General features: G+C 69.2%; 28 protein-coding genes and 1 tRNA gene. 10 read left to right on the top strand and 19 right to left on the bottom strand.

The window, feature by feature from the left end; translation table 11 throughout:
- Positions 1–55: 55 nt before the first annotated feature.
- Positions 56–1,924, top strand: a complete 1,869-nt coding sequence (locus J7500_RS05995; protein WP_294060610.1) for a CocE/NonD family hydrolase — start codon at positions 56–58, stop codon at positions 1,922–1,924.
- A gap of 93 nt (positions 1,925–2,017) precedes the next feature.
- Here the strand turns inward: J7500_RS05995 and J7500_RS05990 are convergent, their stop codons facing one another.
- From J7500_RS05990 to J7500_RS05980, 3 genes are read right to left on the bottom strand one after another with little or no spacing between them, the layout of a single operon-like run.
- Positions 2,018–2,413, bottom strand: a complete 396-nt coding sequence (locus J7500_RS05990; protein ID WP_294060609.1) for a thioesterase family protein — start codon at positions 2,411–2,413, stop codon at positions 2,018–2,020.
- 1 nt (position 2,414) lies between these two features.
- Positions 2,415–3,302 (bottom strand): MliC family protein, encoded by an 888-nt coding sequence (locus J7500_RS05985; protein ID WP_294060608.1) that lies wholly within the window; start codon positions 3,300–3,302, stop codon positions 2,415–2,417.
- 59 nt (positions 3,303–3,361) lie between these two features.
- Positions 3,362–3,769: a biopolymer transporter ExbD gene (locus J7500_RS05980; RefSeq protein WP_294060607.1), complete on the bottom strand. Its 408-nt coding sequence runs from the start codon at positions 3,767–3,769 to the stop codon at positions 3,362–3,364.
- Positions 3,770–3,898: 129 nt separating this feature from the next.
- On the opposite strand from J7500_RS05980, the gene J7500_RS05975 reads away from it, so the two are divergent.
- Positions 3,899–3,972: transfer RNA gene (locus tag J7500_RS05975), tRNA-Gly, on the top strand.
- Positions 3,973–4,070: 98 nt separating this feature from the next.
- Positions 4,071–5,204: a radical SAM family heme chaperone HemW gene (hemW, locus tag J7500_RS05970; RefSeq protein ID WP_294060704.1), complete on the top strand. Its 1,134-nt coding sequence runs from the start codon at positions 4,071–4,073 to the stop codon at positions 5,202–5,204.
- Here hemW and J7500_RS05965 read toward each other — a convergent pair.
- Together J7500_RS05965 and J7500_RS05960 are read right to left on the bottom strand one after the other, a co-directional pair.
- On the bottom strand, positions 5,201–6,229 hold the full coding sequence (locus J7500_RS05965; RefSeq protein ID WP_294060606.1) for an NAD(P)-dependent alcohol dehydrogenase: 1,029 nt from the start codon (positions 6,227–6,229) through the stop codon (positions 5,201–5,203). The two genes, hemW and J7500_RS05965, sit on opposite strands and share 4 nt — an antisense overlap.
- A 99-nt stretch (positions 6,230–6,328) precedes the next feature.
- Positions 6,329–7,534 carry a penicillin-binding protein activator gene (locus tag J7500_RS05960; RefSeq protein ID WP_294060604.1) on the bottom strand — a complete coding sequence of 402 codons (1,206 nt, stop codon included), beginning with the start codon at positions 7,532–7,534 and terminating at the stop codon, positions 6,329–6,331.
- 11 nt (positions 7,535–7,545) lie between these two features.
- Here J7500_RS05960 and rsmI point away from each other — a divergent pair, with 11 nt between their 5' ends.
- From rsmI to J7500_RS05940, 4 genes are read left to right on the top strand one after another with little or no spacing between them, the layout of a single operon-like run.
- Positions 7,546–8,379 (top strand): 16S rRNA (cytidine(1402)-2'-O)-methyltransferase, encoded by an 834-nt coding sequence (rsmI, locus tag J7500_RS05955; RefSeq protein WP_294060603.1) that lies wholly within the window; start codon positions 7,546–7,548, stop codon positions 8,377–8,379.
- The gene (locus J7500_RS05950) at positions 8,376–8,729 is read left to right on the top strand and encodes a YraN family protein (protein ID WP_294060602.1); all 354 of its coding nucleotides are present in this window, start codon (positions 8,376–8,378) and stop codon (positions 8,727–8,729) included. Before rsmI ends, J7500_RS05950 begins: the two co-directional genes overlap by 4 nt.
- A 53-nt stretch (positions 8,730–8,782) precedes the next feature.
- Complete coding sequence (gene gshB / locus J7500_RS05945) at positions 8,783–9,739, top strand: glutathione synthase (RefSeq protein ID WP_294060601.1); 957 nt, start codon at positions 8,783–8,785, stop codon at positions 9,737–9,739.
- A 10-nt stretch (positions 9,740–9,749) separates the two neighbouring features.
- Positions 9,750–10,343 (top strand): DedA family protein, encoded by a 594-nt coding sequence (locus J7500_RS05940; RefSeq protein ID WP_294060600.1) that lies wholly within the window; start codon positions 9,750–9,752, stop codon positions 10,341–10,343.
- Between the two features lie 3 nt (positions 10,344–10,346).
- On the opposite strand, the gene J7500_RS05935 is transcribed toward J7500_RS05940, so the two are convergent.
- From J7500_RS05935 to J7500_RS05910, 6 genes are all read right to left on the bottom strand, one after another.
- Positions 10,347–11,240 (bottom strand): tyrosine recombinase XerC, encoded by an 894-nt coding sequence (locus J7500_RS05935; RefSeq protein ID WP_294060599.1) that lies wholly within the window; start codon positions 11,238–11,240, stop codon positions 10,347–10,349.
- 48 nt (positions 11,241–11,288) lie between these two features.
- Positions 11,289–11,945, bottom strand: a complete 657-nt coding sequence (fsa, locus tag J7500_RS05930; protein ID WP_294060597.1) for a fructose-6-phosphate aldolase — start codon at positions 11,943–11,945, stop codon at positions 11,289–11,291.
- An 18-nt stretch (positions 11,946–11,963) separates the two neighbouring features.
- Complete coding sequence (locus tag J7500_RS05925) at positions 11,964–12,353, bottom strand: hypothetical protein (protein WP_294060595.1); 390 nt, start codon at positions 12,351–12,353, stop codon at positions 11,964–11,966.
- 85 nt (positions 12,354–12,438) lie between these two features.
- Positions 12,439–13,836, bottom strand: a complete 1,398-nt coding sequence (pgmG, locus tag J7500_RS05920; RefSeq protein ID WP_294060594.1) for a phosphoglucomutase/phosphomannomutase PgmG — start codon at positions 13,834–13,836, stop codon at positions 12,439–12,441.
- Positions 13,837–13,951: 115 nt separating this feature from the next.
- Positions 13,952–14,203, bottom strand: a complete 252-nt coding sequence (locus tag J7500_RS05915; RefSeq protein WP_294060593.1) for a DnaJ domain-containing protein — start codon at positions 14,201–14,203, stop codon at positions 13,952–13,954.
- Between the two features lie 7 nt (positions 14,204–14,210).
- The gene (locus tag J7500_RS05910; protein ID WP_294060591.1) at positions 14,211–15,005 is read right to left on the bottom strand and encodes a division plane positioning ATPase MipZ; all 795 of its coding nucleotides are present in this window, start codon (positions 15,003–15,005) and stop codon (positions 14,211–14,213) included.
- Between the two features lie 80 nt (positions 15,006–15,085).
- Between J7500_RS05910 and panC the strand changes: the two genes are divergently transcribed.
- Both panC and J7500_RS05900 read left to right on the top strand, forming a co-directional pair.
- On the top strand, positions 15,086–15,934 hold the full coding sequence (gene panC / locus J7500_RS05905) for a pantoate--beta-alanine ligase (protein ID WP_294060590.1): 849 nt from the start codon (positions 15,086–15,088) through the stop codon (positions 15,932–15,934).
- Between the two features lie 69 nt (positions 15,935–16,003).
- Entirely contained in the window at positions 16,004–16,300 is a 297-nt protein-coding gene (locus J7500_RS05900) for a hypothetical protein (RefSeq protein ID WP_294060589.1), read from the top strand.
- Between the two features lie 53 nt (positions 16,301–16,353).
- On the opposite strand, the gene J7500_RS05895 is transcribed toward J7500_RS05900, so the two are convergent.
- The 4 genes from J7500_RS05895 to J7500_RS05880 form a co-directional block, all read right to left on the bottom strand.
- Entirely contained in the window at positions 16,354–17,646 is a 1,293-nt protein-coding gene (locus tag J7500_RS05895) for a hemolysin family protein (protein ID WP_294060588.1), read from the bottom strand.
- A gap of 82 nt (positions 17,647–17,728) precedes the next feature.
- On the bottom strand, positions 17,729–18,157 hold the full coding sequence (locus J7500_RS05890) for a nucleoside deaminase (protein WP_294060703.1): 429 nt from the start codon (positions 18,155–18,157) through the stop codon (positions 17,729–17,731).
- Positions 18,158–18,216: 59 nt separating this feature from the next.
- Positions 18,217–18,420 (bottom strand): YqaE/Pmp3 family membrane protein, encoded by a 204-nt coding sequence (locus J7500_RS05885; RefSeq protein WP_294060587.1) that lies wholly within the window; start codon positions 18,418–18,420, stop codon positions 18,217–18,219.
- Positions 18,417–18,713 (bottom strand): hypothetical protein, encoded by a 297-nt coding sequence (locus tag J7500_RS05880; protein WP_294060586.1) that lies wholly within the window; start codon positions 18,711–18,713, stop codon positions 18,417–18,419. The genes J7500_RS05885 and J7500_RS05880 overlap by 4 nt, the downstream gene beginning before the upstream one ends.
- Before the next feature lie 168 nt (positions 18,714–18,881).
- Between J7500_RS05880 and rpmB the strand changes: the two genes are divergently transcribed.
- Entirely contained in the window at positions 18,882–19,181 is a 300-nt protein-coding gene (rpmB, locus tag J7500_RS05875) for a 50S ribosomal protein L28 (RefSeq protein WP_294060585.1), read from the top strand.
- Here the strand turns inward: rpmB and J7500_RS05870 are convergent.
- The 4 genes from J7500_RS05870 to J7500_RS05855 form a co-directional block, all read right to left on the bottom strand.
- Positions 19,178–20,176 carry an esterase-like activity of phytase family protein gene (locus J7500_RS05870; protein ID WP_294060584.1) on the bottom strand — a complete coding sequence of 333 codons (999 nt, stop codon included), beginning with the start codon at positions 20,174–20,176 and terminating at the stop codon, positions 19,178–19,180. The two genes, rpmB and J7500_RS05870, sit on opposite strands and share 4 nt — an antisense overlap.
- Positions 20,177–20,360: 184 nt before the next feature.
- Positions 20,361–21,083 (bottom strand): acetoacetyl-CoA reductase, encoded by a 723-nt coding sequence (phbB, locus tag J7500_RS05865; RefSeq protein WP_294060583.1) that lies wholly within the window; start codon positions 21,081–21,083, stop codon positions 20,361–20,363.
- A gap of 127 nt (positions 21,084–21,210) precedes the next feature.
- Entirely contained in the window at positions 21,211–22,200 is a 990-nt protein-coding gene (gene hemH / locus J7500_RS05860; RefSeq protein ID WP_294060582.1) for a ferrochelatase, read from the bottom strand.
- Complete coding sequence (locus J7500_RS05855) at positions 22,197–24,431, bottom strand: molybdopterin cofactor-binding domain-containing protein (RefSeq protein WP_294060581.1); 2,235 nt, start codon at positions 24,429–24,431, stop codon at positions 22,197–22,199. The genes hemH and J7500_RS05855 overlap by 4 nt, the downstream gene beginning before the upstream one ends.
- Positions 24,432–24,548: the final 117 nt, after the last annotated feature.

The following is a 24,548-nucleotide window of genomic DNA, read 5'->3' as shown; positions in this document are numbered from 1 at the left end:
TGACAGCCGCCCGGCCGCCGCCGAAACCCTCCCCACGAATTTCGGGAGGGTTACGATGCGGAAGTTGGGCGTTTTCCTGTTGGCAACCGTCGCGGCAGCGCTGCCGCTGGCTGCCGCGCATACCCAGACCGCGCCCGCCCCACAGGCAGCCCCCGCGCAGCAGCCCCTCTTCACCTATCAGGAAGTGATGGTGCCGATGCGCGACGGCGCGCGGCTCCAGACCGTGATCATGCGGCCCACGGGCAAGACGGGCAAGCTGCCGATCCTGCTCCAGCGCACGCCCTATGGCGTCCCGGGCGCCGCGCCGACGAGCATGCCGGCGTCGTGGCGCTTCCTGATGGAGGACGGCTATATCGTCGTGTTCCAGAACATGCGCGGCCAGTTCAAGTCGGACGGCGACTTCACCATGTCGATGGCGCTGCGGCCCAAGGGCGACAAGGCCGTCGACGAGGCCACCGACGCCTATGACACGGTCGACTGGCTGGTGAAGAACGTCGCCGACAACAACGGCAAGGTCGGCATGATGGGCGTGTCCTACCCCGGCTATGCCTCGGCGGTGGCGCTCGCCAAGCCGCATCCGGCGCTCAAGGCGGTGAGCCCGCAGGCGGCGTGGAACGACTGGTGGGTCAACGACGACCTCCACCGCTACGGCGCGATGCGCCTGTCCTACGCCACCGACTGGCTGTTCAGCCTGCAGAACAACGACCAGGGCGAGGACTTCGACTATGGCGGCAAGGCGCCGATCGACACCTATGACTGGTTCCTCAAGCTCGGCCCGGTCGAGAATCTCGACAAGCTCTATTTCAAGGGCAGCGTGCCGCGGCTGACCGAGATCATCGAGCATCCCGATTACGACGATTTCTGGAAGCGCCAGCGCTGGACCGAGCAGCTCGGCCGCACCACCGTGCCGACGCTCCATGTCGCGGGCTTCTGGGACCAGGAGGATCCGCTGGGCACGTGGAAGATCTACGAGAAGATGGAGAGCCAGGATCCGAACAGGCTCAACATGATCGTCGCCGGCCCATGGGCACACGGCACCTGGCATTCGAACGTCGACAAGGTCGGCAACGTCCCGATCGGGCGCGACGCCGGCGCCGAGTTCATGCGCGACATCGAGGCGCCCTTCTTCGCGCACTGGCTGCACGGCAAGCCCGGCCAGCCGAGCTTCGAGGCCAAGATGTTCCAGAGCGGCTCCTGGGAGTGGAAGACCTATCCCAAATGGCCGGCGCCGGGCGCGACCGCGACCAACCTCTACCTTCAGTCGGACGGCAGCCTGTCGTTCACCGCGCCGGCGGACGGCGGCTGCCGCGAATATGTCTCCGATCCCGCGAACCCGGTGCCGTTCCGCGCGCGGCCGATCTCGCGCACCTATCCCTCGCTCGAATGGCGCTGGTGGGAGGCCGCCGACCAGCGCTTCGTCGACCATCGTCCCGACGTGCTCAGCTATGTCAGCGCGCCACTGACCGAGGACCTGACCGTCACCGGCGAGATCGCGGCCAAGCTGATGGCATCGACCTCGGGGACCGACAGCGACTTCGTCGTCAAGCTGATCGACGTGCTACCCGAGGATTTCGAACCCGTCCGGCGCGCGGCGCTGGGGGACTATACGGCGACGCTCAACGGCTATCAGTTCCCGATCGCGATGGAGGTCCGGCGCGGCCGCTATCTCGCCGATCCGGCGCACGCGACGCCGCTGACGCCGAACAAGGTGATCGCCTGGGACGTGCCGCTGCGTGCCCATGACCATGTCTTCAAGAAGGGCCACCGCATCATGGTCCAGGTCCAGTCGAGCTGGTTCCCGGTGATCGACCGCAACCCGCAGAAGTTCGTGCCGAACATCTACAAGGCGAAGGACGGGGACTTCGTGAAGGCGACGCAGCGCGTGTGCGCAGGCTCGATGGTGACGCTGCCGGTGATGAAGTAAGCCTTCGTCACCCCGCGAAGACGGGGCACCAGGGCGGCAAGGTCATTCTTCGCGACTCCTGGGTCCCCGCCTCCGCGGGGATGACGGGGTCGTTCATTGATCGAGAAACGGCGCCGCCACCTCAGCCGGCACGCGCAGCAGCCGGCCGGTGGCGCGGTCGAGGATCGCCCAGGTGGTCTTGGCCTCCACCCGTACCTTCCCGTCGGCGCCGGTGAAGCGCATGTACCGGTCGAAGCGCGCGCCGCGCGGCGGTTCGCTCACCCAGGTCTCGGCGGTGACCGTCTCGCCTTCGGAGACGTTGCCGCGATAGTCGATCTCGTGGCGCGTCACGACCCAGATATAGGCGTCGCGGTGCTCGGGCGGCGCCACTGCCTCCCAATGCGCGACCGCGACATCCTGGATCCACTTCACCCACACGGCATTGTTGACGTGACCGAGCACGTCGATGTCGTCGGGGCCGGCAGTGATCGTCCGGGTGTAACGCGCCATCCTATCGCATCGCCGTGCAGCCGATCGGCCGTCTGCCGGGGGGAGTGAAGGTCTGGTAGTCGCCCTTGCCGCGCAACGTGTATCCGCCGCCGACGAAGAGCGTGCCGGACGCTACGCGCTGCTGACGCAGGGTCGCAACCACGCGGCCGCTGCGCGTGACCGTGATCCGCTCGCTCCCCGGCTCGTAATGCGTGGCGAGCCGCCCGCCGTCGGTGCAGCGGAAGCGCCGGTTGATCGCCGCCGCGGTGGGCGTCGGGCTCGGCGCAGGCGTGGCGGCAGCCGCTCCGGGCCTGAGGTCGGAGCTGTGGATGCGCCAGCTCCGCTGCTCCGCGGTCGCGCCCGGAATGTCGCCGGCGCGGTGGAGCGTCATCGATCCGCGCTGATTGAACTCGCGGTTGCCCTCGCGCAGGCGGCCATAGACCTGCACGGGCACGGTCACATAGCGCTGCCCCGCGCCCGCATCGATGCGCCCCGGCGCGCCGATATTGGCGTGATATTCGGAATAGCGGCCGAAGCTCGCGGCAAAGGCGTCGGCCGTCATGCCCGACGCGCGGCCGCCGTCGGACCATAGTGCCCAGGCGTCGCGGTAGCGGCCTGCCTCGATCAGCGCGAAATATTGCTGCACGACCTGCCCGGCGCCCTGAGCGCTGCCCGGGTCGATCCGCCCTTCGGCGACAGGAGTCATGTCATTGTCCAGCCCGCCCGGCTCGCCGGGAGCCGGCGGGCTGAGCGGGGCCGGGGTCGCGGGCGTCTCCGCGGGCGCGGGTTCCGGCTCCCCCTGGTTGGCGGCGAGCGCGGCGTCGTTCGCCGCTTCTCCATTGTCCGTGGCAGGCTGCTGGTGGCACGCTGCGAGCACGCAGGCAGCGGCGAGTGCGAAGGCGGTACGCATGAGCTTCCTCACCATTCGTTCGGGAACGTAACAAACGCTGCCACGGACTAGTGCGTTCCTCAATCCTCGAACGGACGAAGCCCGACAAAGCCGAGCCGGTTGACGCCCGCGCGCTTCACCTGCGCCAGCACGTGGTCGAATCGCTCGTAGCGGGCCTCGGGATCGGTGTTCATGTGGAGCACGCCCGCGGGGTCGGCGCCGACCTGCGCCAGCCTAGCCGGCAGCTGCGCCTCGGCGATCGGCGCGCCGTCCCAATAGAGCGCACCTCCGCGGTCGATCGCGAGCTGGTGCGGTGTCTCGGGCGCCGTCGTGCCGAGGCCGCTCGGCAGATCGACCGGAAGCTTGTGGCTGGCAACGGGGATGCTCAGGATCATCACGATCAGCAGCACCAGCATCACGTCGATGAACGGCGTGACGTTGATCGCGCTGAAAGGGACGGGCTCGGCAACACGGACGTGCTTGACCATGGCATTTCTCCCATTGTGATGATGTACCATAACACATGCGAAAGCATTGGCCAGCGGGAGATTGCAACCGAACGGTGCCGCACTATGTTGACCGGCCCCGGGTGCATGTGGCACTCGGCACGCCGCTGGGCGGGTATAGCACAATGGTAGTGCAGCAGCCTTCCAAGCTGAATACACGGGTTCGATTCCCGTTACCCGCTCCAGCCGCTCAGTTCTTACGAACCCGTGATCGATTATGGCGCTCGGCCCTTCCGGGCTTCGCGCGCGGCTCGATCACCCGCTCCAGCCGGCCCCGCTTTCGATGACAGACGCTTCTCCCCTCGCACTGTACGTGCACTGGCCCTTCTGCGTCTCCAAATGCCCCTATTGCGACTTCAACAGCCATGTCCGCGAATCGGTGGACCAGCAGGTGTGGCGCGCGGCGATGCTCGCCGACCTGGCGCATGAGGCGGCGGCGCTGCCCGGGCGGCGGCTGGGATCGATCTTCTTCGGCGGGGGCACGCCTTCGCTGATGCCGCCCGAGACGGTGGCGGCGGTGATCGAGGCTGCCGAGCGCCACTGGGGCTTCGAGCCCGGCGTCGAGATCACGCTCGAGGCGAACCCATCCTCGGTCGAGGCGGCGCGCTTCGCCGATCTCGCGTCGGCCGGCGTCAACCGTGTCTCGCTGGGCCTCCAGGCGCTCGACGACGACGCGCTGCGCTTCCTCGGCCGCGCGCACGGCGTCGACGAGGGATTGGGCGCGCTCGAAACCGCCCAAGCCGCCTTCAGCCGCGTGAGCTTCGACCTGATCTACGCGCGTCCCGGCCAGACGCTCGCCGGCTGGACCGCCGAGCTCGAGCGCGCGCTTGCCTACGGCACCGAGCATCTCTCGCTCTACCAGCTCACGATCGAGCCCGGCACGCGCTTCGCGACCTTGTTCGAGAAGGGGGAGCTCGAGGCCTATGATCCCGACGCCGCCGCCGACCTGTTCGAAGCGACGCGCGCGATCACTGCGGCCGCGGGGCTGCCCGCCTATGAGATCTCCAACCATGCCCGGCCGGGCGCCGAGAGCCGGCACAACCTGACCTATTGGCGCTATGGCGATTATGCCGGCGTCGGCCCCGGCGCGCACGGACGCCGCGGCGGCATGGCGACGCTCCGCCGCAAGAAGCCCGAGAACTGGATCACCGCGATCGAGCGCAACGGCCACGGCATCGAGCGCGAGGATGCGCTGGCACCGCAGGAACAAGCGGTCGAGGCGCTGCTGATGGGCCTACGCCTCGGCGAAGGCGTCGACCTGGCCGGCATCGGGGCGCTCGGCGCGCTTCCACTCGACGAGAAGGCGCTGGGCCAGCTCGTGGATCAGCAACTCGTCGCACGCACAGGCGACCGGCTGATCGTTACCGAGCGGGGCATGCCGTTGCTCGAAGCGATCCTGCGCGAGATCGTCGCCTAGGGCAGCAGCACCGCCCTGCCCTGGATCTTGCCCGCGCGAAGCCGCTGATAGACTTCGTTGGCCTGGTCGAGCTGGAAGGTCTCCACCGCCGCCTTGATCCGGCCCGCACGCGCCAGCGCGATCACTTCGATCAGTTCGGTGCGCGAACCCCAATAGGGAATGGTCACCTGCGTGCCGTAGGGGGGATTGTTCTCGGAATAATGCACCGTGCCACCCGCCAGGCCGACCACCGTAACGCGACTGTTCCGGCCGACGACGCCTGTGGCCAGATCGATCGTCGGCTGCGCACCCACGAAGTCGAGCGCAACGGTGACGCCGCGTTCGCCGACGAGATCGAGGATCTCCTCGCGTGCCCTCGGATCGCCGGTGTTGATTGCGTGCGCTGCGCCAAGCTGGCGGGCGTGCTCCAGCTTCGCCGCATCGATATCGCCGGCGATGATCGTCGCCGGCGAGAGCGCGCGAAGGATCTGCACTGCCATGTGGCCCAATCCGCCTACGCCGAGCACCAGCACCGTGGCGTCAGGCGTCAGCAGCGCCAGTGCCGCCTTGATCGCGTGATAGGGGGTGAGCGCCGCATCGCTGAGCGGCGCGGCCTGCACCGGATCGAGGTCATCGAGCGGCACCAGCAGTCGCGAAGACGGTACGATCATGTATTCGGCCATGCCGCCATCGGATCCCAGCCCCCCGCCATACGTGGAGATGCTGGCGTGGCGCTCGCAATAATTCTCGGCAGAGGTCTGGCAGGTGCGGCAGGTTCCACAGCCCCAGGGGCCGTAGACCGCCACCGCCTGCCCTTCCTGCCAGCGAGTCACGCCCTGGCCGAGTGCTTCGATCCAGCCGGCGTTCTCATGGCCCAGCGTGAAGGGGCCGGGGATGCCGATCCCGTGGTCGAGCACGTGCAGATCCGAATGGCAGACGCCCGCTCCGGCGATCCGCACGAGCACCTGGCCCGGCCCCGGCTGGGGTTTGGGGAGATCGACGATTTCCGCGGGGCGACCCACTTCGACAAAACGAACGGCTTTCATCGCGCACCTCCGTCATCCGGGCCGGCACACAGCGCGCCGGCCAATTCGGTTGCGGGCTCGTGGCGCGCGGACCGGAGTCTCAGCCGTAGTCCTGCCGGGTCATTGCCCGCCGAAACCAGTTGGCGCGGGCGATACGGTCACGGTCGTCCCGCCCTTGATCTCCTGTACTTCCAGCGCGCGCTCGGCGATGCCGTCGCGGTTGAAGCGGAATGCGCCGTCCAGCCCCGCGAAGCCGTCCGAATCGGTCAGCCGGCGCTCGGGGAATTCGGTGCCCGGCCGCCAGTCGCGCGCGATGCGCACGGTGAGCAGCACCGCGTCATAGCCGAGCGTCGACAGCCGATAGGGCGCCGAGCCGAAACGCGCGCGATATTTGGTCGCATACTGGCGATAGTAGCGGTTGGGCACGCTCGCGAACCAGGCGCCGTTGAGCACGGTCTTGGAGCCGATCGCCGAATCGGTGTTCCACAGCTCGGTGCCGAGCACGCGCGCGGTCTTGCCGGCTGGCGCGCGGCGGATGGCGGGGACGGCGGTGACCGCGCTGTTGGCGCTGCCGGCGATCAGCACTGCCTGGAACGGCGAGCGCGTGACCTTGGCGACCGCGCTGGTCAGCGAGCCCGGACGCGCATCGAACGTCTCGAGCGCCAGCACCTTGCCGCCGGCATCCTCGACTGAGCGCAGGAACGCCGTCGAGGCGCGCTCGCCATAGAGGCCCGAGGGGATCAGCCCGACGAACTGGGTGATGCCGTTGCCCTTGGCGAAATGCACGACGCGGTCGATCGACTGCGAGGGCATATAGCCGAGCAGGAAAGTGCCGTTACCCGCCGCGCTCACGTCGTTGGAGAAGCTGAGCACCGGGACGCGCGCCTGACGGGCGATCGGTGCCACTGCCCGCGCATCCTCGGCGAGCAGCGGGCCGAGGATCAGCCGGTTGCCCTCGGCGATCGCCTGCTGCGCAGCCGCGGCGGCCCCGCCGGCACCGGCGGTGTCATAAGTGGTGATGCGGATCGAATCGGCCTTGGCGTCGAGGATCGCGAGCTGGGTGGCATTTTGGAGCGAGCGGCCGACGCCGGCATTGGTGCCGGTGAGCGGCACGAGCAGCGCGACGCGATGACGTTCGACGTCCTGTGGCAGCCCAGGCGCAATCACCGGCGGCGCGACGGGGCGCTCGACCACGGGCGGGCGCTCGCGCTCGGGCACGACCCGCGGACCGGTCGCGCAGGCGGCGAGCAGCATCGTCGCGCCCAGTGTCGCTCGGCGGACGAGGGTCCAAAGCCCGTGTTGCGGTTTGCCTACACCCTCTGCCATGACACTCCCCGATGAGCTCTGTTCTAACGCCCGGCCTGTATATCGTCGCCACGCCGATCGGCAATCTCGGCGACCTAAGCCCGCGCGCGGCTGAAGTACTGATGAACGCCGATATTGTTGCGGTCGAAGACTCGCGTGTGACAGCCGGGCTTTTCCGCCACCTCGGCGCAAAGGGGCGGATGACGCCCTATCACGACCATAACGCCGATGCGGTACGCCCCGGGCTGGTCGCGCGAATGGGCAGCGAAGTGGTCGCGCTCGTCTCGGACGCAGGCACGCCGCTGATCTCGGACCCCGGCTTCAAGCTGGTGCGCGACGCGCGCGCGGCCGGCCATGCGGTGACCACGATCCCCGGCCCCTGCGCCGCGATCGCCGCGCTGACGCTCGCCGGGCTGCCGACTGATCGCTTCCTCTTCCTCGGTTTCCTGCCGCCCAAGCAGCAGGCGCGCGCCGAGGCGATCGCCGAGATCGCGGCCGTGCGGGCGACTCTGGTGCTCTACGAATCGGGCCCGCGCCTCGCCGCCTGCCTGACCGCGCTCGCCGACGGGCTGGGCGATCGCGAGGCGGGAGTCGCGCGCGAGATCACCAAGAAGTTCGAGGAATGCGTGACCGGCACGCTCTCCTCGCTCGCCGCACGCTATGCCGACGCGCCGCCCAAGGGCGAGATCGTCGTGGTGGTGGCGCCTCCGGGCGAGGCGCCTCCCGCCAGCGCCGAGGACGCCGACGCGGCGCTCGCCGAGGCCCTCACTCGCCTGCCCGCCTCCAAGGCCGCCGGCGAGGTCGCCAAAAGGCTGGGGCTCGACCGCAAGGCGCTCTACGCCCGGGCGATGGAGATGAAGGGATGAGAGACCGCCGCGCCGCCGAGGCTTCGGGCCGGCGCGGCGAGCGAGTCGCGGGCTGGTGGCTGCGGCTCAAGGGCTGGCGCATCCTCGAGCGGCGCGTGCGCACCCCCGTCGGCGAAGTCGACCTGGTCGCCCGGCGCGGCAATCTGGTTGCTTTCGTCGAAGTGAAGACCCGTGCAACGACCGTCGAGCTCGATTTCGCGATCGACGAGCGCCGGCTCGCGCGCGTCGCAGCCGCGGCCGAATATCTGATGCCGCGCCTCGCCGGTCCCGGCGACGACATCCGCATCGACGTGATCCTGATCGCCCCGCGCGCGGCCCCGCGCCACATCGAGAATGCCTGGATCGGGTGACAAGCGGCACTGCGCGCCCTACATCGCCGGCGTCCAAGGGAGGCCCACCGAAAATGTCGCTCACCGTCGCCGTGCAGATGGACCCGCTCGACCAGATCAACATCGCCGGCGATTCGACCTTCGCGCTGATGCTCTCGGCGCAGGCGCGTGGGCACCTGCTCTATCATTACACCCCCGAGGACCTGAACTATTCAGACGGCCACGTCTGGACCCGCGCCCACCCGGTCAGCGTCCAGCGCGTCCAGGGCAATCACTTCGCCTTCGGCGATGCGGTGAAGCTCGACCTGGGCGAGCAGGCCGACGTCGTACTGATGCGCCAGGACCCGCCCTTCGACCTCGGCTACATCACCGCGACGCACCTGCTCGAGCGGATCGCCGACCGCACTTTGGTGGTCAACGATCCCGCCAGCGTGCGCAACGCGCCCGAGAAGGTCTTCGTCCTCGACTATGCGCGCTTCATGCCGCCGACCTTGGTCACGCGCAGCCTCGACGAAGCGCGCGCGTTCCTCGCCGAACATGGCGAGATCGTCGTCAAGCCGCTCCACGGCAACGGCGGCAAGGCGATCTTCAAGGTCGGCCGCGACGGCGCCAACCTCGCCTCGCTGATCGAAGTGTTCAACACCGCCTATCGCGAGCCGCACATGGTGCAGGCCTTCCTCCCGTCGGTCGCGGAAGGGGACAAGCGCATCGTGCTCGTCGACGGCGAAGTCGCGGGCGCAGTCAACCGCATCCCGGGCGAGGGCGAGATCCGCTCGAACCTCGCGGTCGGCGGATCGGCGGCGCAGACCGAGCTGACCGACAAGGAGAAGGAAATCTGCGCCGCCCTGGGGCCGGAGCTCAAGCGCCGCGGGCTCCTTTTCGTCGGAATCGACGTTATCGGGGGCGAATGGCTCACCGAGATCAACGTGACCTCGCCCACGGGCATCGTGGCGATCGACCGGTTCAACGGGACCGACACCGCCGCGCGCATCTGGGAAGCGATCGAGGCCCGGGTAGCCGCGCGCGGCTGAGGCCGGTGCCATGACTGCCTGGCTCGCCGATCTCGGCTATTGGGGCGTCTTCCTGCTGATGATGCTCGAGAATATCGTGCCCCCGATCCCTTCCGAGGCGATCATGGGCATGGCGGGCATCGCCGTGGCCCAAGGCCGCATGTCCTTCGTGCCCCTGGTGCTGGCCGGCACCGCGGGCACCGTGCTCGGCAATCTCTTCTGGTGGGAGGCGGGGCGGCGCCTCGGCTATCGCCGGCTCAAGCCTTTGGTCGACCGTTGGGGCCGCTGGCTGACGCTCGAATGGGAGGATGTCGAGCGGCTGCGGCGCTATTTCGATCGCTGGGGCGGGATCACCGTCTTCGTGTTCCGCTTCCTGCCCTTCGGCCGCACGGTGATCTCGATCCCCGCCGGGCTGATGCACATGAAGCTCGGCCGCTTCCTGCTCTACACCGCCGGCGGCAGCCTGATCTGGAACACGCTGCTGGCGGCGGTGGGCCTGGGACTCGGCACCTGGATCGCGCGCATCGAGCAATGGATGACCGTCGCGATCATCGCCACCGTCGCCGTCGCGCTGGTCGCCTATGTCTGGCGCGTCGCCACCTGGAAGCCGCGCGAGCAGCGCTAGGGATCAAGCCCGCGGGTGGGCGTTGCGGTAGACGTCGAGCAGGTGCGCCGCGTCGACGGCGGTATAGACCTGCGTCGAGCTCAGGCTGGCATGCCCCAGCAGCTCCTGCAGTGCGCGCAGATCGGCGCCCCGGCCGAGCAGGTGCGTCGCGAAGCTGTGGCGCAATGCGTGGGGGGTGGTGCGCTCGGAGAGCCCCAGCGCCGTGCGCGCCGAGCGTACCGCCTTGCGGATCATCCCCGGCGGCAGCGGCCCGCCCTTGGCGCCGCGGAACAGCGGCGCGTCCCGGGCGGTCCCATAGGGACAGAGCCGCGCGTAATCCTCGATCGCCGCGCGTACCTGCGGCAGCAGCGGCACGATCCGCGTCTTGGCGCGCTTGCCGGTGACGCTCATCGTCTCGCCGAGCGGCAGCACCGCGCCGGTCAGTCCCACTGCCTCGCCGATGCGCAGCCCCGCGCCATAGAGCAGCAGCAGCACCGCCCAGTCGCGCGCGGCGATCCAGGGCTCGCTGGCTTCCTCGGAGACTGCCTCGGCCAGCGCCACGGCTTCGTGCGGCGCGATCGGCCGGGGGATGCCCTTCTTGACGCGCGGCCCGCGCAGCCGCGGCAGCTCGCTCCCCTCGCCCGCCGCGAATTTCAGGAACCCGCGAACCGCCGAAAGCTCGCGCGCGGCCGAGCTGTTGCTCAGCCCCTCATCGCGCCGCTTCGCCAGAAAGGCGCGCAAGTCTGTGGTGGAGATTTTGGCCAGCGCAGCGCGCGTGACGGGCCCGCCCCAATGCTGCTGGAGAAAGCCGACGAGCCGCACCGCAGTCGCCTCATAGGCCCGCACCGTATGCGCCGACCGCCGCCGGTCGCGCGCGAGATGCTCCGCATAGAGCAGCGGGAGGGGGCGGTCGGTCATCGGGGGAGCATAACGCTCCCTCTCCCCTTGTGGGAGAAGGAGATGCGCTTAGCCGATCGACTGCCCGGTCTTTTCCCAGTCGGCGAGGAACGCCTTGATGCCATTGTCGGTCAGCGGGTGCTTGACCAGCTGCTTGATCACCGACGGCGGGGCGGTCATCACGTCGGCGCCGATCTTGGCGGCCTCGAGCACATGGATCGGGTTGCGCACGCTGGCGACCAGGATCTCGGTGTCGAAGGCGTAATTGTCGTAGATCGTGCGGATGTCGGCGATCAGGTCCATCCCGGGATAGCCGATGTCGTCGTGCCGGCCGACGAAGGGCGAGATGAAGGTTGCGCCCGCCTTGGCCGCGAGCAGCGCCTGGTTGGCCGAGAAGCACAGCGTGACGTTGACCATCGTGCCGTCGTCGGTCAGCGCCTTGCACGCCTTGAGGCCGTCGATCGTGAGCGGCACCTTGACCGCGACGTTGTCGGCGATCTTCCGGACGATCTCGGCTTCCTTCATCATCGTCTCGAAATCGAGCGCGACGACTTCGGCCGAGACGGGCTTGCCCGGGACGATCCCGCAGATCTCCTCGACCACCTCGAGGAAGTTGCGCCCCGCCTTGTGGATCAGCGAGGGGTTGGTGGTGACACCGTCCAGCAGGCCTGCGTCGGCGAGGTCGCGGATATCCTTGGTGTCGGCGGTGTCGGCGAAGAACTTCATGTCGGCCCCTTGGGAGAATCAGTAGCGCACCAGCATCAGCCGCGCGCGGTCCCCCTTAAGCCGAGTCACGTCGATGCGATAGGTGCCCGGACGCAGCCGGTAGCGCACGATCTTGCGGATCGTCGAGCATTGCGGGCCATGCGCATGCTCGCTCGACTGGAGCACCTTGCCCTTCGCCGGGGCGACGTCGATCCACCCCGCCTGGTCGAGCGCGACGCCATAGGTCCCCGCCTTGCGGATGCGGACCATGGTGTGCACGCCGCTTCCGCGCCGCGGCAGCGTGATCGCGTGGCCCGTGTCGAAGTCACGGCCCGCGCGCGTCCACCCCGCGAGCGTCTGCGGCAAGTTCGCGTCATATTTCTGGCAGGCCGGCGCGGCGAGCGTCAGCGCAATCGCAGTCAGGATCATGGCTTCCCCCCTTCGACCGGCACCCGGCCGGCGAAGGGGAGACTAAGCCGCACGCGCCCGTGAGGGCAACGCGCCTTACAGCGTTTTAATGTGCCGCCTGGGGACCGCGCTCGAGCCCGCTGGCCGCGAGCTGGGCGTCGATCTGCGCCATCAGCCGGTCGAGCCCTTCCTGGCTCTTGGCCTCGGCGCGCGCGACGAGCACGTCCTGGGTGTTCGAAGCGCGCAGCAGCCACCAGCCGTCGGGCGTGTTGACGCGCGCGCCGTCGGTGCGGTTGACGTCGGCACCCTCGGCCTCGAGCCGATCGAGCACTTCGTCGATCACCGCGAACTTGCGGCTCTCGTCGACCTGGAAGCGCATCTCGGGCGTGTTGATCATCTTCGGCATCTCGTCCTTGAGCTGCGTCAGCGACTTGCCCGTGTTGTGCACCGCGCGGATCAGCTGCACCGCGGCGAACAGCGCGTCGTCATAGCCGTAATAGCCGTAGAAGGTGTCGGCGAAGAAGATGTGGCCGCTCATCTCGCCGGCGAGCGGCGCGTGCGTCTCCTTCATCTTCGTCTTGATCAGGCTGTGCCCGGTCTTCCACATCACCGGCTTGCCGCCCAGCTCGGCGACGCGGTCGTAGAGCGCCTGGCTTGCCTTGACGTCGGCGATCACCGTCGCGCCCGGTTCGGCCTTGAGCAGCGGCTCGGCGAGGATCGAGAGGATCTGGTCGCCCCACACCACGCGGCCCTGGCCGTCGATCGCGCCCAGCCGGTCGCCGTCGCCGTCGAGCGCGAGGCCGAAGTCGAGCTGCTTCTCGGCTACCAGCCGCTTGAGATCCTCGAGGTTCTTCTCCTCGGTGGGATCGGGATGGTGGTTGGGGAAGCTGCCGTCGACTTCGGTGAACAGCGTGAAATGCTCGCCGGGCAGCTGGGCAACCAGCTTCTCGATCGCCGGACCCGCGGCGCCGTTGCCCGTGTCCCAGCCGATCCGATAGGCGCCCCCGGCATAGCCCGCGACGAGCCGGCCGACATAGGCGTCGAGGATGTCATAATCGCTGACTTCGCCCGGCGTCTCGGCTTCGTCCCAGTCGCCCTCGGCCGCCATGCGCCCGATCGTCTGGATGTCCTCGCCGAAGAAGGGGCGGTGCTGGAACACCATCTTGAAGCCGTTGTAGTCGCCGGGATTGTGGCTGCCGGTGATCTGGATGCCGCCGTCCACCTCGAGCGTTGCCTCGGCATAATAGAGCATGGGGGTGGGGCCCATGCCGATACGGACGACGTCGCAGCCCGAGGCAGTCAGCCCCTCGACCAGCGCGGCCTCGAGCTCCGGCGAGGAGACGCGGCCGTCGCGGCCCACCGCCACGCGCGTGCCGCCGGCGCGGCGCAGCAGGGTGGCGAAGCCGCGGCCGATCGCGCGCGCGTCGTCGGGGCCCAGCGTCTTCCCCACGATTCCGCGGATGTCGTACTCGCGCAGCGAAGTGGGGTCGAAACGGTGCGTCATGATTCCTCCGGGAAATGTTGCCCCGCGTAATTCCCGAGCCCGTGTGAAAGTTCAATTGCGGACTCGTAACGACGCACGTGCCGCCGTCGCACGCACGGGGCGGTCCGGCGAAAGCTTACTTCAGCAACGTATCGCGCGCGGCATTGATCCGCCGCGTGAGCTCGGCCGATCCGCCCTTGTCCGGATGCACCGCCGAGACGAGGCGGCGATGCGCGGCGCGGATCGCCTCGGCATCGGCGTCGGCGCCCACGCCCAGGATCGCGCGCGCCTCGTCCTCGGGCATGCGCGGCCGGGCCCTGGGCTTGGGCTTGAGGAACATCTGATAGACCGCGAACAGGATCAGCGCGGCCAGGATCGCCTTGGCCATGCCCGCCTCAGGCGAACAGCGGCATGACGGTCTCGGGCAGCGCGAGCCCGGCCATCATCTCGCGCAGCTCCTGCCGCGCCGCGACATGGCTGAGCCCCATTTCGCCGAACTCGCGCGAATCGAGCATCGTCAGCCCCTGCGGGAAGAGCTCGCGATAGATCACGCGCTCGGAGAGCCCCGAGATCACGCGGAAGCCGACGCGCTTGGAAAGCTGGTCGATCGCCTCGGACACGCGCTTCATGTTGCGCGCTTCGATGTGCTGCATGCGGTTCCTGAGCACCACCCAGTCGATCGTCTCGCCGTCGGCCTTGGCGCGGCGCTTGCGCGATTCCCAGATCAGCTCCGAATAGAAGCTCGGGCGCACCACGCGGAAGGTCTCGGGGTCGACATGGCCGATCAGGTCGAAGTCGACGAAGCTGTCGTTCATCGGCGTGACCAGCGTGTCGGCATTGGTCACGGCCAGCCGGGCGAACTTGTCGTCGCGCCCCGGCGTGTCGATCACCAGGAAATCGGCATTCTCGCCCAGCCGGTCGAGCGTCTCGGCGAAAAAGTCCATGCTCTCGCCGTCGTGCGTCTCATACTCGGGCATCGGCAGCGGACGGCCGACACGCTTCATCGTCTGGGCGCGATTGTCGAGATAGCGACCCAGCGTGCGCTGGCGATGGTCGAGGTCGAAGCACGCCACGCGTGCCCCCCTGAAGGCCAGCGCGATCGCGGTATGGACTGCCGTGGTGGACTTGCCGGTGCCGCCCTTCTCGTTCGCGAAAACGATGACGTGCAGCCGCTTCGCTCCGTCGCTCAAGCCCCCAACATCCTTTATTGATCCTTACCCGCAGCGCCCATAGAAGGCCGCCCTTTCCGTCTTATAGAAAGTGTCAGAGCGTGCAAACCGTCCGTCGTCTCGAAGACCTCCGCGAGGCGATCTCCGCCTTTCGCGCAGCCGGCGAGCGAGTCGTGCTGGTCCCCACCATGGGCGCGCTGCATGACGGGCACATGGCGTTGGTCGAGGCCGCGCGCCGCGCCGGCGACCGCGTCGTCGTCTCGATCTTCGTCAACCCGAAGCAGTTCGCGCCCAATGAGGACCTCGACAAATATCCGCGCCGCGAACAGGCCGACTCGCGCCTGCTCGCCAGCGCCGGAGTCGACGTGCTGTGGATGCCGCCGGTCGAGGAAGTCTATCCCGAAGGCTTCGCGACCAACGTCTCGGTGAGCGGCGTCAGCGACGTGCTCGACGGCGCGCACCGCCCCGGCCATTTCGACGGTGTGGCGACCGTCGTCACCAAGCTGTTCAACCAGGTCCGCCCGGACGCTGCGGTGTTTGGCGAGAAGGACTGGCAGCAGCTCGCGGTGATCCGGCGCATGGTCACCGACCTCGACATGAACATCGAGATCCTGGGCGTCCCCACCCAGCGCGAGGACGACGGGCTCGCGCTCTCGTCGCGCAACCTCTACCTCCTGCCCGAGGACCGCGCCCGCGCCGTCGCGCTGCCGCGCGCGCTGGGCGCCGCCGAGCGGGCGATTGCCGAGGGTAGCGATGCCGGGGCCGCGCTCGCCCAGGCGCGCGAGATGCTCGCCGCCGCCGGCTTCGAAGTCGATTATGTCACGCTGGTCGATGCCGAGACGCTGGGCGAGCCTGCCGAGGGCCGGCCGCTGCGGCTGCTCGCCGCCGCACGAATCGGCGGCACGCGGCTGATCGACAACATCCCGGTCAATACGAACGATCACGGTTAACTGCGTTAACCATTTGTTTGCCGCTTACCTGCCAATCCCTGCAGAGAGGATTTTCTTGGGGGTGGCGACATGGGCAACAGTCTCAACAGTGCGCGTTTCCTGATCGAAAGCCGGCTCCGCGACGCGGCGCGGGGCAACACCAGGGCGTGCTTCGACCTTGGCATCGTCTATTCGAGCGGCGCCGAGGGCGTGCCGATGGACCTGGTCGAGGCGCACAAATGGTTCAACATCGCGGCCGCCTCGGGCAGCGAGGAAGCGCAGCAATGCCGCGCCGACATCGCCGAGGACATGACCGCGCGCGAGATCATCGAAGCGCAGAAGGCCGCCCGCGCCTGGCTGCGCGGCCTCCAGCTTCGGGCGGCGTGAGGGCTACAAAGCCCCTCCCCTGAAGGAGAGGGGCTCAAGAAGGGCCTCCGCGCCTAAGCCTCGCGCACCAGCAGCTTGTCTATCTTGCGACCGTCCATGTCGACGATCTCGAAGCGCCAGCCCTGCTCGGTGAACACTTCGCCTTCGTTGGGCAGGTGCTTGAGCACTGCGAGCGCCAGCCCCGCGACCGTCGCATAGTCGCGGTCCTCGGAGAGATCGATTCCCAGCCGCTCCGCCAGCGCGTCGGCGGGCATCTGGCCCGAGACGAGCAGCGAGCCATCTTCGCGCTCGATCACATTGGGATTGTCGCCCGGCTCCGCGTCCGACGCGAATTCGCCCGCGATCGCCGCGAGCAGGTTTGCCGGCGTCACGATCCCTTCGAAATGACCATATTCGTCGTGGACGAGGCCCATCGGCACTTCGGCGCGGCGCAGCGCCCCCAGCGCGTCCATCGCATCGACCTGGTCGGGCAGCACCGGCGCGGGGCGCATCAGCTTCCTGAGATCCAGCGGCTCGCCGCGGAACAGCGCCGCGGCGATGTCGCGCGACTGGACCACACCGATCACCGAATCGACCGAGCCCTCCGCCACCGGCAGCCGCGTGTGCGGCGTTTCGAGCAACGCGGCGCGAATGCCCGCATCGTCCAGGTCGACGTCGAGCCAGTCGACTTCGGTACGCGGCGTCATCACTTCGCGCACCGGCCGGTCGGCCAGCCGCACCACGCCCGAGATGATCGAGCGCTCATGCTCCTCGATCACGCCCGACTTGCTCGCCTCCGCCACGATCAGGTGGAGCTCCTCGGCGGTCACGCGGTTCTCGGATTCGCGATTGAGCCCCACCAGCCGGAAGATCAGCGCACTGGTCGAATCGAGCAGCCAGACGATCGGCGCGGTGATGCGGCTCAGCCAGTACATCGGGATCGCCATCGCCGCGGCGATCGGCTCCGGCGAGCGCAATGCGAACTGCTTGGGCACCAGCTCGCCGATCACCAGGCTGGCATAGGTGGTCAGCCCAATCACCAGCGCGAGCGAAGCCTTGTGCGCCAGCGCGTCGCTCAGCCCCAGCCGCGCCAGCCGCTCCGCCACCGGCTCGCCCAGGCTCGCGCCCGAATAGGCACCGGCGACGATCCCGATCAGCGTGATGCCGATCTGCACGGTCGACAGGAACTTGCCCGGATCGCTCGCCAGCTTGATCGCCATCGCGGCGCCGCGATTGGTCCGTGCGAGCGCCTCCAGCCGAGCAGGGCGCGCCGATACGATCGCGAGCTCCGACATCGAGAAGAGGCCATTCACGGCGACCAGCACGAGGATGATCGCGACATCGATCCAGGGGAAAGGTGTGTCCATGGTGAGGCGGCATCTCATAGCCGCACTGGGGCGCGCTTCACAATGGCTGGCGATCGGCGCCGCGTGAGGCCCGCAGCCGCCCCTATCGTCGATCGCGGAAGAACCCGCGCAGCAATTCCCCCGCCTCGGCCTCGCCGATGCCGGGATAGACTTCCGGCCGGTGGTGGCAGGTCGGCTGGGCGAAGAAGCGCGGGCCGTGCTCCACCGCGCCGCCCTTGGGATCGCTCGCGCCGTAATAGAGCCGCGCGATGCGGGCGTGCGCGATCGCGCCGGCGCACATCGCGCAGGGCTCGAGCGTCACCCACAGGTCGCAATCCTCGAGCCGCTCGCGCCCGAGCAGCCGCGCGCCTTCGCGGATCACGCGCATCTCGGCGTGCGCGGTCGGATCGCTGAGCGTGCGCGGCGCGTTGGCCGCCGCCACGATCACTTCGCCGCCGCGCACCAGCACGGCCCCGACGGGCACTTCGCCCGCTTCGGCGGCCGCGCCGGCCGCGTCGAGCGCGGCGCGCATCGGAAGAGGGAGCGGAAACATCGGGGCGGGCTTAGCGATTCACCCCGCCCGCGTCACCTTCAGGCGGCCGCGGGCGCCGGCGGGGGCGCGTGCCCGGGCTCGCGCCGGAGCACCATCCATAGCGCATAGGCCATGCCCGGCACGAAGCCGAGCAGCGTCAGTCCGCAGCTGATCAGGAATTCGCTGCCCGAGCCGCGCTCGAGATAGACGCCGAGCGGCGGCAACAGCGCCGCCGCGGCGATCCGGCCCGCGCTCGGCTTCATTGCGCCGTCGGCGCAGGCGTCGGGCTCGCGCCTGCCTGCTTCACCTGGATCTCGGGAACCGCCACGGTCTTGTTGGTCATTTCGACCGTGGGCACCTGGACGGTCTTGTTGGTCGTCCCGATCCCGACGCTGCCCGTCTCGGCCTTGAACTTGGGAAGCTGGCCGCCCTCGGCGCCGACGGTAAGCCGCGGCAGCGACGCGCCCTGCTGCTGCTCGATTCGGATCATGCCGATCGCCATCAGCACCACCACGGCCAGCAAGGCCAGCCCGATCAGAACCAGGATTGCACGCATTCGCTTCCTCTTCCGCAGACGGATCGACAGCGTTACCAACGTGCAACAACCGTCCGGGTTGCGGCCGTTCGCGCGCTTTGATCGGCGAATCGGTTGACGCAACGTCCCATAAGGGGTATCGGCGCGGCCTTTCCGGCTCCCATGGGGCCAAACTCAGGATTTGAAGCGATGTCGCGCATTTGCGAGCTGACCGGCAAGGGCCGGCAGGTGGGACACAACGTCTCCCACGCCAACAACAAGACCAAGCGTACGTTCCTGCCGAACCTGCAGAACGTCACGCTGATCTCGGACGCGCTGGGCCGCAGCGTGCGCCTGCGCGTGTCGACTCACGGCCTGCGTTCGGTCGAGCACAACGGCGGTCTCGACAACTGGCTGCTCAAGACCCGCGACGAGGACCTCTCGCTGCGTGCGCGCCGCCTGAAGCGCGAAGTGCGCAAGGCGACCACCGCCGCTCCGGCCGCGGCCTAATTCCCTTTCTCCGGCTCGGGCGGCAGCTCGAGCCGGAACTTCAGCAGCAGCGACGCTTCCCAGAATTGGGAATTGTCGTCCGAGACGATCCACACGATCGTGTCGCTGCCTTCGCGCGTCACCGCGACTCCCTCGAAATTGTCGTGCAGCAGCGGCGCCGCCAGCGTGGCGATCTCGCGCCCCTGCACCACCGCGCCCGGCCGCAGGCGGCGCGCATCGGCCAGCACCAGCTTCGCAGTGAACAGCCCCGCCGGCTTGAAGTCGCGGTTGAGCACCAGCAGCCGTCCGTCGGGAAGCTCGGCCATGTCCACCGGATCATATCCGGCCGGCGGCACATAGGCGAAGCGTAGCGGCGCCGGGCCGAGCTCGGTCGGGTCGCCGGCGAAGCGCAGCGCCTCGCGTGCGTTGGACTTGCCCTTGGGCCGCGCCGTCTCCGATATCACCAGGAAGGCGCCGCTGCGCAGCCGCACCATCGCCTCGGGCCCGCCGGCGATCGGCCATGCGGACATCTGCGAAGGGTTCGCCCGCCGCTCCGCATGCGTAAAGCCGCCGTCGTAGCGCCAGATCGCATTGTGATGCTCGAAGCCGACCCACAGCCGCCCGGTGGCGGGATCGCGCGCGAGCGATTCCGAATCGCGGTCGCGCTTGCGCCATCCGCTGCCCGGCCCACCGGGCAGGTCGCCATAGGCGAGCGCGTGCGGGCGCAGGTTCGCGCCCATGCGGAAGCGCACGATGTTGCCCGCGTCGCTCAGCAAGGTGAATTGGTCGCCATCGACCTGGATCGCGGAGAAGCCGCCGAACGCCCGGTCGTCGCTCGCGAGCCGCAGCCCGCCCAGATAGACGAGCGCGCCCGCGCCGCGCACCGCCGGGTCGGCGCTCAGCGCCACCGGCGTCGCGCGCATCGGTGCGCTGTGGCCCAGCACCAGCCGGACCTGCTCGTCCGAGGTCGAAAGCGGCAGCAGCGCAAGGGTGGAGAGCAGCAGCGGGAAGCGCATTGGCGCCCTCATAGCGGCTCGCCCCACGTCCGCCAGCCTTCGAAAGATGAACGCCAGATGACCGGGCCGTTCAGCAACGAATCACCGGAACTCCGCCAATGGTGAACCCGTTGTTTGCGTAATCTGCCCTCCGGTAGCGTATCGAGGGCCTGGGCCGGTCCCACGGGGCCGGCCCTTCGCATTTTCAGTACATGTGCTGGCCGCCGTTGATCGACAGCGTCGATCCGGTGACGAACCCCGCGTCCTCCGAGCAGAGGAACGCCACGCCGCGCGCGATCTCGCTCGCCTGGCCCAGCCGGCCGACGGGGATCTTGGCGACGATCTTCTCGAGCACCTCGGGCGGCACTGCGGCGACCATATCGGTGTCGATATAGCCCGGCGCGATCGCGTTCACCGTCACGCCCGCGCGCGCGCCTTCCTGCGCCAGCGCCTTGGTGAAGCCGTGGATGCCCGATTTGGCCGCGGCATAGTTGACCTGGCCATATTGGCCCGCCTGGCCGTTGATCGACCCGATGTTGACGATCCGCCCCCATTTGCGGCTGCGCATGCCCGGGAAAGTCGCGTGCGCCATGTTGAAGCAGCCGCCCAGGTTGATGCGGATCACGTCTTCCCACATCTCGCGCGTCATCTTCAGGATCGTGCCGTCGCGCGTGACGCCGGCATTGTTGACCACGACGTCGACCGGCCCGAGATCGGCCTCGACCTGCGCCACGCCCGCCGCGCAGGCGTCGAAGTCGCCCACGTCCCACTTGTACGCCTTGATCCCGGTGCGTTCGGTGAAGTCGCGCGCCTTCTCGTCGTTGCCGGCATAGTTCGCCGCGACCGTCATCCCCGCATCCTTGAGCGCGAGGCTGATCGCCTCGCCGATGCCCCGGGTCCCACCCGTCACGATCGCCACGCGTGCCATGCCGTCCTCTCCTTTGTCCGTTTGCCTGACGCTAGGGCAGACAGGGGTGGTTACTCAAGCGGCCCGATAGAGATTCGGAACCGAAGCGCGCGCCTAGAAGTGGATTGTGACAAGTAGAAGTGGCTGTTCACTCGATCCAGCCGCGCAGCTCGCGCGCCAGGATGGTGCGCAGCATCGCGATTCCGCCCTCGCTGGCGTTCAGGCACGGCAGATAGGCGAAGTCGGCACCGCCGGCCTCCATGAAGGTCTCGCGCCCGCGGATCGCGATCTCCTCGAGCGTCTCGACGCAATCCGCCGAGAAGCCCGGCGCGACGATCGCCACGCGCCTGGCGCCCTTGCCCGGCAGTTCCGCCAGCACCCTGTCGGTCGCCGGCTCGAGCCATTTCGCCCGGCCGAAACGCGACTGGAAGGTGACGGTCAGCTCGCGGCCGAGCGCTTCGCTCAGCAGCCGCGCCGTCTCGTGGCAATGGTCATGATAGGGATCGCCGAGCAGCCGCGTCCGCTCGGGCATGCCGTGGAAGCTGGCCAGCACTGCGTCGGGCGCGAAGTCGAGCGCGGCCAGCGACGCCTCCACGCTCGCCTTGAGCGCCTCGATATAGGCCGGGTCGTCGTAATAGGGCGGCAGCGTGCGCAGCGCCGGCTGCCAGCGCATGCGCGCGAGCGCCGCAAAGGCGCGGTCGTTGGCGGTTGCGGTGGTCGCCGCGCAATATTGCGGATAGAGCGATGCGATCAGAATGCGCTCGCATCCGGCCTGCTTGAGCGCCTGCACCCGATCGGCGATCGCCGGCCGGCCATAGCGCATCGCATAGTCGACGGTCACGTCGGGCCCGAACGCCCCCTGCAGCGCCGCCGCCTGCTCGCGCGTGATCGCGGCGAGCGGCGACCCGTCCTCGCGCCATACCTGTTTGTAGGCATGCGCCGATTTGGCCGGCCGCGTCCGCAGGATCACGCCGCGCAGGATCGGCTGCCAGGCAACCGCCGGGATCTCGATCACTCGGCGGTCGGAGAGGAATTCGGCCAGGTAGCGCTTCACCGCGCGCGGCTCGGGCGCGTCGGGCGTGCCCAGGTTGACCAGCAGCACGCCGATCCGCGGCGCGGGGTTCAGGGGAGCGTTCATTCCATGTCCGAGAGCAAGGGCAGCCGGCGAAAGCGCACGCCGGTCGCGGCCTGGAGGGCGTTGGCGATCGCCGGGGCCACCGGCGGCACCGCCAGCTCGCTCGCGCCGCCCGGCTCGGCGACGCTCGGCACGATCTCGACGGTGATGTCGGGCGAATCGGCGAGGGTCGGCAGCCCCAGCTCGCTCCACTGGCGCACGTCGGCGACATTCTCGGTGAAGCCGGTCGAGCAGCCCGTCGCCGCCGCCAGCCCGAAGACCAGCCCGCCCTCGATCTGCTGACGCACCAGGTCGGGGTTGACCACGCGCCCGCAATCGACTGCCGCGACCAGCCGCTCGACCTTCACTCGCCGGTCGCCCGTCAGGCTCGCTTCCGCCATCACCGCGATGTGCGATCCGCGCAGGCTGTGGCAGGCGATCCCCTGGCCGCTTCCCGGAACGCCGCCCTGCCAGCCGCCGAGCTGCGCGGCGAGCTGCAGGCAGCGCGCGAGCCGCGGCTGGCTGGCCAGCATCGCCATGCGGAACGACACCGCCTCCTGCTCGGCGACATGCGCGAGCTCGTCGATGAAGCTTTCGGTGAAGAAGCAGGTGTAGCTGTGCGCGCCCGAGCGCCAATAGCCGGTGGGGATCCCGATCTCGGCCGGATGATGGTCGATCGCGAGATTGGGAATGGCATAGGGCGGCAGCGCGCCGTCGATCGCGGCGCGGTCGCCGCTCCCACGCAGCGCCATCGCGGCGCCCACCAGCCCGTCGCCCGCGAGCAGCCGCTCCGAAAGCTCGCGCCCGCTGTTCGGCGCCGCGATCTTGGCGAGCCAGCCGGTGAGCCGCCCCGCCTGATCCAGCTTGGCGGTGAGCCTGCCCGCCGCGGCGGTCCGGTAGCGGTCCTGGCGGAACTCCTCGCCGCGCGGCCAGACCAGCTGCACCGGCCGCCCGATCCGCTGCGCGAGCAATGCCGCCTGCGCCGCACCGTCCTGCTCGAGCCGCGCGCCGAACGATCCGCCCGCCAGCGTCGGATGGATCGTCACATCGGCTTCGCTCAAGCCAGCCGCGCGCGCCGCCGCCGCCCGGGCGAGCCCCGGCGCCTGGGTCGGCAACCACAGGCTCAGCCGCCCGTCGACGATCTGCGCAGTTACCGTCATCGGCTCGAGCGGCGCGTGCAGCGCCAGCCCGACGCGATATTCCGCCGCCACCACGCGGGCGCCCCGGAAGTCGGCGGCGAGATTGCCGGCCTTGGCGAGCCGCGCGCCCTTGCCGTCGAACGCCGCGCTCAGCGCCGCTTCGATCGAATCGTCGTTGATCACGTCGCTCGGCGTGCGGAAGCGCGGGCGCATCGCATCGAGCGCGCGGTCGGCCGCCCACCAGTTGCTCGCCACCGCTGCCACCCATTGGTCGGTCGTCACCACCGCGAGCATGCCGGGGATCTTGTCCCCCTCGGCGCGGTCGATCCGGGCGAGCCGGGTGTCGCCGATCGGCCCCTGGCGGATCGAGGCATAGACCATGTTCGGCAGCCGCACGTCGCCCGCGAACACCGCGGTACCGTCCACCTTCGCCGGCGCGTCGAGCCGCGGCAGCGGCTGGCCAAGCAGCCGCGGCCCGGCGTTGCGCAGCGGCACGTCGCCCGGCACGCGCTCGTCCGCCGCCTCGGCCGCCAGCGCACCGAAGCCGAGCTTCTGCCCGCCGTGGAGCACCATGCCGTCCCCGGTCGTGCACTCCTCCCAGTCGACGTCCCAGCGCCGCGCCGCCGCCTTGCACAGCAACGCTCGCGCCGCCGCGCCCGCCTGCCTGAGCTCGCCCGTGAAGTTGCGCACCGAAGTCGATCCGCCGGTCAGCATCAGCCCGCTGCTCCGGATGTGGCGCGCGCGCAGCCGATCGGGCATCTCGCCGAACGCGGCCTCGAACAGCGTCTCGGCGGCGAGCGCATTGGCGTAGAGCGGATTGAGGGGCGCGGGCTCGACTCCGACCAGCTTCCAGTCAGCCCCGAGCTCGTCGGCCAGGATCTGCGGCAGCGCCGTATAGACGCCCTGCCCCTCTTCGCACTGCGGCACCGCGACGGTGACGTGCCCGTCGGTGCCGATCTTGAGCCAGGCGCCGAACAGGTTCTCGTCCGCGTCGGCCGTGAGGTTGGGCGGATAGGTCCGCGGCCAGGCGGCCCAGGCGACCAGCAGCCCCAGCCCGGCGCCACCGCCGATCAGCAGCGTGCGGCGGTCGATCTTCGCTCGGAGGTGCGCGGCCATCGCCCCGCTCTATCGCGCTCCGCCCCGCTGCGCCAGCCGCCCTGCCCGATCCGTTTCGTCTTGGGTTTGCCGCGCGGCTGCTCTATCCCCGCCGCACACCACCGGGGAACCGATCGA

The organism is Sphingomonas sp. (genome assembly GCF_017744835.1).
Lineage (GTDB): Bacteria > Pseudomonadota > Alphaproteobacteria > Sphingomonadales > Sphingomonadaceae > Sphingomonas.
The sequence above is the reverse complement of the archived record's forward strand: the minus strand, read 5'-3'. Positions and strand labels throughout refer to the sequence as shown.

What these genes read in the sequence shown, in the direction of transcription:
- J7500_RS05915 (WP_294060593.1), bottom strand. Translation starts at nt 14,203, where the DNA reads ATGGCCAAGGCGATCCTGGCCGCGCTGATCCTGTTCGCGGTCTATCAG.
- J7500_RS05960 (WP_294060604.1), bottom strand. Translation starts at nt 7,534, where the DNA reads ATGGCAGAGGGTGTAGGCAAACCGCAACACGGGCTTTGGACCCTCGTC.
- J7500_RS05890 (WP_294060703.1), bottom strand. Translation starts at nt 18,157, where the DNA reads ATGCGCGCCGCGCTCGACGCGGCCGGCGCGGCCGCCGAAGCGGGCGAA.
- J7500_RS05980 (WP_294060607.1), bottom strand. Translation starts at nt 3,769, where the DNA reads ATGGTCAAGCACGTCCGTGTTGCCGAGCCCGTCCCTTTCAGCGCGATC.
- J7500_RS05950 (WP_294060602.1), top strand. Translation starts at nt 8,376, where the DNA reads ATGAGAGACCGCCGCGCCGCCGAGGCTTCGGGCCGGCGCGGCGAGCGA.
- J7500_RS05995 (WP_294060610.1), top strand. Translation starts at nt 56, where the DNA reads ATGCGGAAGTTGGGCGTTTTCCTGTTGGCAACCGTCGCGGCAGCGCTG.
- J7500_RS05895 (WP_294060588.1), bottom strand. Translation starts at nt 17,646, where the DNA reads ATGGACACACCTTTCCCCTGGATCGATGTCGCGATCATCCTCGTGCTG.
- J7500_RS05990 (WP_294060609.1), bottom strand. Translation starts at nt 2,413, where the DNA reads ATGGCGCGTTACACCCGGACGATCACTGCCGGCCCCGACGACATCGAC.
- J7500_RS05870 (WP_294060584.1), bottom strand. Translation starts at nt 20,176, where the DNA reads ATGCGCTTCCCGCTGCTGCTCTCCACCCTTGCGCTGCTGCCGCTTTCG.
- J7500_RS05935 (WP_294060599.1), bottom strand. Translation starts at nt 11,240, where the DNA reads ATGACCGACCGCCCCCTCCCGCTGCTCTATGCGGAGCATCTCGCGCGC.
- J7500_RS05940 (WP_294060600.1), top strand. Translation starts at nt 9,750, where the DNA reads ATGACTGCCTGGCTCGCCGATCTCGGCTATTGGGGCGTCTTCCTGCTG.
- fsa (WP_294060597.1), bottom strand. Translation starts at nt 11,945, where the DNA reads ATGAAGTTCTTCGCCGACACCGCCGACACCAAGGATATCCGCGACCTC.
- J7500_RS05985 (WP_294060608.1), bottom strand. Translation starts at nt 3,302, where the DNA reads ATGCGTACCGCCTTCGCACTCGCCGCTGCCTGCGTGCTCGCAGCGTGC.
- hemW (WP_294060704.1), top strand. Translation starts at nt 4,071, where the DNA reads ATGACAGACGCTTCTCCCCTCGCACTGTACGTGCACTGGCCCTTCTGC.
- J7500_RS05855 (WP_294060581.1), bottom strand. Translation starts at nt 24,431, where the DNA reads ATGGCCGCGCACCTCCGAGCGAAGATCGACCGCCGCACGCTGCTGATC.
- hemH (WP_294060582.1), bottom strand. Translation starts at nt 22,200, where the DNA reads ATGAACGCTCCCCTGAACCCCGCGCCGCGGATCGGCGTGCTGCTGGTC.
- phbB (WP_294060583.1), bottom strand. Translation starts at nt 21,083, where the DNA reads ATGGCACGCGTGGCGATCGTGACGGGTGGGACCCGGGGCATCGGCGAG.
- J7500_RS05885 (WP_294060587.1), bottom strand. Translation starts at nt 18,420, where the DNA reads ATGAAGCCGAGCGCGGGCCGGATCGCCGCGGCGGCGCTGTTGCCGCCG.
- pgmG (WP_294060594.1), bottom strand. Translation starts at nt 13,836, where the DNA reads ATGACGCACCGTTTCGACCCCACTTCGCTGCGCGAGTACGACATCCGC.
- gshB (WP_294060601.1), top strand. Translation starts at nt 8,783, where the DNA reads ATGTCGCTCACCGTCGCCGTGCAGATGGACCCGCTCGACCAGATCAAC.
- rpmB (WP_294060585.1), top strand. Translation starts at nt 18,882, where the DNA reads ATGTCGCGCATTTGCGAGCTGACCGGCAAGGGCCGGCAGGTGGGACAC.
- rsmI (WP_294060603.1), top strand. Translation starts at nt 7,546, where the DNA reads ATGAGCTCTGTTCTAACGCCCGGCCTGTATATCGTCGCCACGCCGATC.
- J7500_RS05925 (WP_294060595.1), bottom strand. Translation starts at nt 12,353, where the DNA reads ATGATCCTGACTGCGATTGCGCTGACGCTCGCCGCGCCGGCCTGCCAG.
- J7500_RS05880 (WP_294060586.1), bottom strand. Translation starts at nt 18,713, where the DNA reads ATGCGTGCAATCCTGGTTCTGATCGGGCTGGCCTTGCTGGCCGTGGTG.
- J7500_RS05965 (WP_294060606.1), bottom strand. Translation starts at nt 6,229, where the DNA reads ATGAAAGCCGTTCGTTTTGTCGAAGTGGGTCGCCCCGCGGAAATCGTC.
- J7500_RS05900 (WP_294060589.1), top strand. Translation starts at nt 16,004, where the DNA reads ATGGGCAACAGTCTCAACAGTGCGCGTTTCCTGATCGAAAGCCGGCTC.